The 6252-nt window shown below is 37.9% G+C and carries 7 protein-coding genes; 1 reads left to right on the top strand and 6 read right to left on the bottom strand.

All coding sequences use genetic code 11. The features are described 5' to 3' along the window. Nucleotides 1-51: 51 nt before the first annotated feature. Together ACFFK0_RS01940 and ACFFK0_RS01935 are read right to left on the bottom strand one after the other, a co-directional pair. A complete protein-coding gene (locus ACFFK0_RS01940; RefSeq protein WP_377468113.1) occupies nt 52-846 on the bottom strand; it encodes a tetratricopeptide repeat protein in 795 nt (264 codons plus the stop codon). A 22-nt stretch (nt 847-868) separates the two neighbouring features. After that, on the bottom strand, nt 869-1816 hold the full coding sequence (locus ACFFK0_RS01935) for a hypothetical protein (RefSeq protein ID WP_377468111.1): 948 nt from the start codon (nt 1814-1816) through the stop codon (nt 869-871). Between the two features lie 121 nt (nt 1817-1937). Between ACFFK0_RS01935 and ACFFK0_RS01930 the strand changes: the two genes are divergently transcribed. Then, nucleotides 1938-2645, top strand: a complete 708-nt coding sequence (locus tag ACFFK0_RS01930) for a WbqC family protein (RefSeq protein ID WP_377468109.1) — start codon at nt 1938-1940, stop codon at nt 2643-2645. Nucleotides 2646-2719: 74 nt separating this feature from the next. On the opposite strand, the gene cysC is transcribed toward ACFFK0_RS01930, so the two are convergent. The 4 genes from cysC to ACFFK0_RS01910 are packed head-to-tail and all read right to left on the bottom strand — an operon-like array spanning nt 2720 to nt 6170. Further along, nucleotides 2720-3319 (bottom strand): adenylyl-sulfate kinase, encoded by a 600-nt coding sequence (gene cysC / locus ACFFK0_RS01925; RefSeq protein ID WP_377468107.1) that lies wholly within the window; start codon nt 3317-3319, stop codon nt 2720-2722. Nucleotides 3320-3332: 13 nt separating this feature from the next. Next, a complete protein-coding gene (locus ACFFK0_RS01920; protein WP_377468104.1) occupies nt 3333-4148 on the bottom strand; it encodes a sulfotransferase family protein in 816 nt (271 codons plus the stop codon). Between the two features lie 25 nt (nt 4149-4173). Continuing rightward, nucleotides 4174-5253, bottom strand: a complete 1080-nt coding sequence (locus ACFFK0_RS01915) for a DegT/DnrJ/EryC1/StrS family aminotransferase (protein ID WP_377468102.1) — start codon at nt 5251-5253, stop codon at nt 4174-4176. Between the two features lie 17 nt (nt 5254-5270). Beyond that, entirely contained in the window at nt 5271-6170 is a 900-nt protein-coding gene (locus ACFFK0_RS01910; protein WP_377468100.1) for a glycosyltransferase family 2 protein, read from the bottom strand. Nucleotides 6171-6252: the final 82 nt, after the last annotated feature.

Raw genomic sequence — 6252 nt, 5'->3', positions numbered from 1 at the left:
GTTGATCCGCTCCTGGATGATCGCCACCGCATTCTTATGCGCTTTCGAAATTCAGGATAAATTTAATTCCCAGTCTAAATAGTTAGTTCTAATGGTCTCCACGGAACATATACATTCTCTTGCCAACTGCCGATTACCCCAGAACTCCGGTTTATTTCTTGGCAGCTCGATCTTTAAATTCCCGAGAAGTTTGTATGCCAACAGCTTTACTAACAGCGACTTTGATTCAGCATCACTCAGGGAGTTGTACATCGCTTCAATTTGTTCTAAATAAAGTAATATTTCCTTTTTATTATGTGCTGTATTAACGTAATTTCCTATTTCCACAGGCAATTTTCTTGCCCTTATTGCTGATAAATCAATATTGAAGGGAAGGTATTTCTCTTCACCCTTTTCCATTTCCTCTAATAAATGTATTATAAAATCATGCTGTTCTTCATATTGCTTTTGAGACTGTCCTTCTTGTATTGCTATTTCAATTTTATGCAATGTATCCTCAATTAATTTCAATACTTCGTTTCTATACTTGGAAACCCTTGATAGCTGCAAGAATTTCTTTGCCGCTCCCAAGAAATTTTGTTGATACAGTATAATCCCCATATTGTATAAATTGTCAAAACCGGTGTGGTCTGCAATTAGTCCCTTCTTTAAAGCCAAAACCGCATTTGCTATATCCCCCTTTTGATAGTAGGCAATCGATTCAATTGAATATATTTCTGGATCATCAATCATAACGGTTTTATAGGAATTAATAAATTGCATTGCGTTTCCAAAGTCACCAATATTAACCATGTTCTCTATCTTTTGTTTAATTTCCTTTGTCGAATTAATTATGTGATTTGTCATTTCGTCCTCCCTGACCATACTTTTAGTTTAGAATAAGTTGAACTATCCGCTGCATATCTCGAATGTCATAACGCTGATCTATTGGTAACGGGAGCAAGTTGTTGACTAGTTTCGCCTCATACCAATTTGTTTGTATTCTTCCAGAAACCTCCTTCCAGTATGTGGCTACGAATATTTTGTTTTCAATTAGCCGTTGCCTCATCCCAGTCTTTGAAGTCATATAGGGATATACCATCGGTCCGTTAACTTGTTCTAATTTGCACAGAATTTCGTTGGTTTCTTTAAGATGCTCATGTAGAAAATTGAAGTTTCTATTTCTGACAGTTTGCACTCTCGTATAATCAATGCTGGCCAATATTCTCTTGGTTAATTTTGACATGTATTTGGGTTCAATGTTACTCATACTATCTTCATTCTTCAAGAAATCCAAGTAATGTTCGCTTGCATTCGTATCAATTCGGCCTAATACATATCTATATCTCTCAAATGAGACATCTGATTCTAAGGTATCTGGGGGGACGATATTTGAGATTAAATACCCCCCATCCGCTACCCCGAAAAATTTTCTAGCTGAATAAAAAGTGTCAACTCCGTCTTGAGGTCTACTGAAGAATGCCTGTGTATTGTCTATAATGACGTTGCGATACCTTTCGATAACCAGAGACACGTTAGTATCACAAACTCCAAAGTAATTTACATACAGCATGCATTCATCGCTTTTAATCTTACCATCGAAATGAGGAAGAAAGGTTTCATCAATACGATAAAATTCGATAGCGACACCCAATTTCGTAATCGGTTCTAGAATCGAATCGCATATGTAATATGGAATATAGATTTTTCGGTAATTTCGATTTTTTAGGATATAATACAGACACATCCGAGCGTTATTTAAGGAGATTGCATTCTGATAATATTCACATCTTGTGTCCAACTCCAATTCAAAATATCCCCCTATTTCTTTTTGCAAACCCTATTCCCTCCTTTCAACCCTTCAATATATTTCATGACAGGAAGTGACTAATGCAAACATTAGAAAAATGTTGTAAGATTGCTTTAACAATAGCAAATCAGAGGTGCTACTTAAATATATGAAATGCGCTATCATGCAGCCATATTTGTTCCCGTACCTCGGTTACTTCCAGCTAATTCAAGCAGTCAACGTTTACGTTGTTTATGATGACGTTCAATACATTAAAGGCGGCTGGATAAATCGGAATAAAATATTGGTTAGAGATCAAGAACATTTGTTCACTTTTGGCATCAAAACAGGTTCAACTTTCGATAATATTAATCAAAAATCGTTCTCTGAACGATTTGAAGAAGAGAAAACCAAGTTTCTTACAACGATTAAAGCCAACTATGCCAGAGCACCGTTCTTCAGACAAGTTTATCCTCTTATCGCAGAGATCATGTCCTCTGACGAACTAAAAGTCTCTCCTTTCATCACGAATTCCATCACAATGATTTGTAAATACTTGGGGATAGACACAATAATAAAAATCTCTTCCCATCTGAACTCGCCTCATTTAAACGAGCTTAAAGGAGAAGAAAGGGTTATTGCAATTAACAAGATTTTAGGGGCAGAATGTTACATTAATGCAATTGGGGGTACAGATTTATATAGTAAAGCAAACTTCGAAAATCATTCGATTGAATTAAATTTTATTAAAATGGCTCCCATTGTGTACAAACAGTTTAACAATAAGTTTATACCAAATTTATCGATCATTGATGTTCTAATGTTCAATGGAGTTGCGGACATAAAACTCTTTCTTGAACAGTACGAATTGGTATAGAATTATGAAGGTTTTGATTAAGCCCTCCCAGAATACCAAAAGTAGGAGTTGCACCCCAACTCCTACAATATATTTTATATTAACTCATTGTTTTTTAGAAAATTCATAATGCTTTGAATGCAGTCTTCTATTGATTGTGTATCAGTTTCAACAATAATTTCAGGCTTTACCGGTTCTTCATATGGCGCAGTAATACCCGTGAATTCCTTAATATATCCGTTACGCGCCTTTGCGTAAAGGCCTTTAGGATCTCGACGTTCACATTCCTCAATTGAGCATTTTACGTAAACCTCGACAAACTCATTAGTTGAAAACAATGCCCTTACGTTTTCTCGATCTTCACGGTAAGGAGAGATAAACGCCGAAAGAGTAATCAACCCTGCATCAACAAACAGCTTGGAAACTTCACCAATTCTTCGGATGTTTTCTTTCCGATCTTCGGATGAAAAGCCTAAATTTTTATTTAGTCCGTGTCGTATGTTATCTCCATCCAAAACATACGATCTGATTCCCATATTGAATAAAGCTGCCTCCAGTTCAGTTGCTAATGTTGATTTACCTGAGCCCGATAATCCGGTAAACCAAATAACGCAACTTTTATGACCATTCATTCGCTGCCGGTCGGTTTTTGTTATTTTACTGAAATGCCATTGTATGACTTTATTGTTACTCAAAGGAATCTGTCCTTTAGTTTAGGAATTTTTCAAATTCTGTATTTTTTAACTCATTATACACTGCTTGAACAACTTTATCTGGCAAGCTCGCCCGCCAATCATCAACGTCTTTTTTCTCACGAAAAACGCTGTAAGTATCAGCAACAGTGACAGAGGTTGAGATCTGGAGAAATTTTTCTGTTTGCTGAGACCAATCTAGCCCACAGAAACTAAATATATTTCGTGAACTCTTCTCCGGGTCCATTACTAGCTCCTCATAGCGCACAAGTTTGCAGCGCTCGGGGTATGTCTTTTCAAGTTCCATAACCATCTTGGTATATTCAATCCACTTATGAAATCCAAAATACTCTTCTGGACGAAACTGATTCTTACTCTGAGCGAACCTCCACTCCTCATTAAAATCCCAATTATGGAGAAATTCCTTCGGTGCATTTTTCCAAGAGTTGAGTACGCCACAAGGATTCCTTACAATTGCAACAATTTTGATGCCCTCTTGACTCTGGAGAAGCCTGGGCATCAGATAGTGATATCTAACTTCCTTCAGCGCCAAAAAAGTCGGATTTTCCTGTTTTTGATAAAACCTAGGGTATGAGCCGTGCCTCACTTGTTCTTTTTGATCAAGAAAATCGTCCGAATGTTCATACAACTCTCGAAAGAATCGTTCAATTTCTTCATCACTACTTCTTACCCATAGACGGTCCTTAAATGCATAAGAAAATAATGGTTGGTATTTGTACCGGACATCCGGACAACTATCAATTATCTGCCCCAACCATGAGGTTCCTGAGCGAGGAACGCCATGAATAGAAATGATTTTGGAATAAGACAAGCTCTTTCCTCCTGACAAGAACCGTTTAAGTGTACGTAACAACTACGTCAATTATCTTCCGTTGCGTATCTTCATCTAAACTATCGAACATCGGCAAACAGAGTATTCTCCTTGCAATATTCTCAGCAATATCCACTCCTGACTGGTCAGGGATATAATCCAAATGATTTAAAGAAGGATAAAAATACCTCCTCGGAGCAATCCCTCGCTCATTTAATTCTTTTACAACTCGCAGGAGAACTTCTTCATTTTCTAACAAAACCGGAAAATAAGCATAATTCCGGTTACAATCCGGGTTATGTTTTTGAAATGAGATCCGGGGAGCGCTTCTGAATGCATCCATGTAACGATTATAAACCGTCTCACGCCCCTCATGAATCTCTTCTAGTTCATCCAGCATACAAAGCCCCATAGCCGCAGAGAATTCATTCATTTTGGCATTTATCCCCACACCGGATTGATAGGTTTGTGAGGCAATTCCAAAATTGATCATACGCTTAGCCTTATCAAACAGCTCGTCGTCTTTAATGATCAGCGCTCCTCCTTCAATGGTGTGGAAGAGCTTTGTGCTATGGAAACTAATTGTGGATATATCCCCAAAGCTTAACAGACTTTTTCCTTTATAATTTACGCCGAAAGCATGTGCCGCATCATAAACCACTTTAAGATTATGCTTACGAGCAATATTCTCAATCTGTTCGACCTCACAAGCATTTCCATAAACATGAGTCGCAACAATGCCTGTTGTACTAGAGGTTATATTCTGCTCAATTAACCTGGGATCTAAGTTAAATGTTTGTTCATTAATATCCACAAAGATCGGGTTAATCCCTTCCCAGACTAAAGAACTCGTAGTAGCCACGAAAGAAAACGGTGTCGTTAGAACGTCACCTTTTAAGCCCAGCAGCTTGTATGCAACTTGCAAAGCAATAGTTCCATTATTAACCAGTAACAAGTTTTTCACACCGAGGAAATGGGCTAACTTTGATTGCAGTTCCTTTACAAACTGTCCATTATTCGTAAGCCAACCAGAATCAAAGATTTGATCAACGTAAGCTTTAAATTTATCGCGGTCAGGTAAGTGAGTTTGAGTTACATTAATCAATAGGTGCCCCTCATTTCCTAGATAGAATTCAGAACAGCTTCATAAGCGATTGGATAATCATCCTTAATATCCAATAAGAGATCTACAGCCGTTTTCTTTCGATTTTTCCCCCACAAGGAGATGAATCTCCAGCGGTAGTAGGAGAAAACTTGATTACTTAACCAATTGTTTAAATGACCTTCGTACACTCCTAGACCGTGTGCAATTGATTTTAATGCTTGAAATTCTTTTATAGTTGACCGGTCGAACCCGGACGGGAGATTGAGGGATATGCCTCCATCGTGAATTCGATATACTGCAACGTGGTCATTGATAAAGCCGACGTCCCCCGTCAGCATTAATTTCAAATGTAGGAATAAATCCAACGCTTTCGATTCCTCGAAGTAACAATTCATTCTGACAGCATCTTCTCTCCTAAATACTGTCGTTAGTACGGAGGTAATGTGGTAATAGCCACCAGTCCCATAGTTTGTGAAATATTCAAGACCTCCTACTACCGCAGGACAATTATGGTTTGTAGCCGTCATTTGCCCGCTATTAACGTCCAAAATATTGCAATTTGCCCAGACAAAGGATAGTTTGGGGTTAAAATGCAGCAGTTGAGCAGCCTTGGTAATGAATCCGCGATCAATTAGATAGTCATCGTGATTGAGAACAAGAACATACTCGCCATTAACCATGTTGTAGAGAACATGCCTTGTATTCAGACCTGTACCAAAGTTTTTTTCGTGTCTTATATAACGAATTCTATGATCCCCCAAAAACTGCTCCATCATCTTATCGGTACCATCATTAGAACAATCATCGGCAATAAGGATCTCCAAGTTAGGATAATCTTGGGCCATAACACTTTCGACAGCTTCCTGAAGGTAAAATTTTTGGTTATAGGTCGGAATAATGACAGTTACTTTGGGCAAAACTTCTTCAAACTTCGATTTATTTAGAAGTCCGGTGATTTAAGTCAGTTGTATCCGTCTCTTCGGCATGAAAAAAGAGGAA

Origin of the sequence: Paenibacillus chartarius (assembly GCF_042432825.1) — a bacterium.
GTDB classification, from domain to species: Bacteria; Bacillota; Bacilli; order Paenibacillales; family NBRC-103111; genus Gordoniibacillus; species Gordoniibacillus chartarius.
Note: the sequence above shows the minus strand (reverse complement) of the source record. Positions and strands in the feature narration are given on the sequence as shown.

Coding starts and splice junctions, on each gene's coding strand:
- ACFFK0_RS01940 (WP_377468113.1), bottom strand. CDS start 846: ATGACAAATCACATAATTAATTCGACAAAGGAAATTAAACAAAAGATA.
- ACFFK0_RS01930 (WP_377468109.1), top strand. CDS start 1,938: ATGAAATGCGCTATCATGCAGCCATATTTGTTCCCGTACCTCGGTTAC.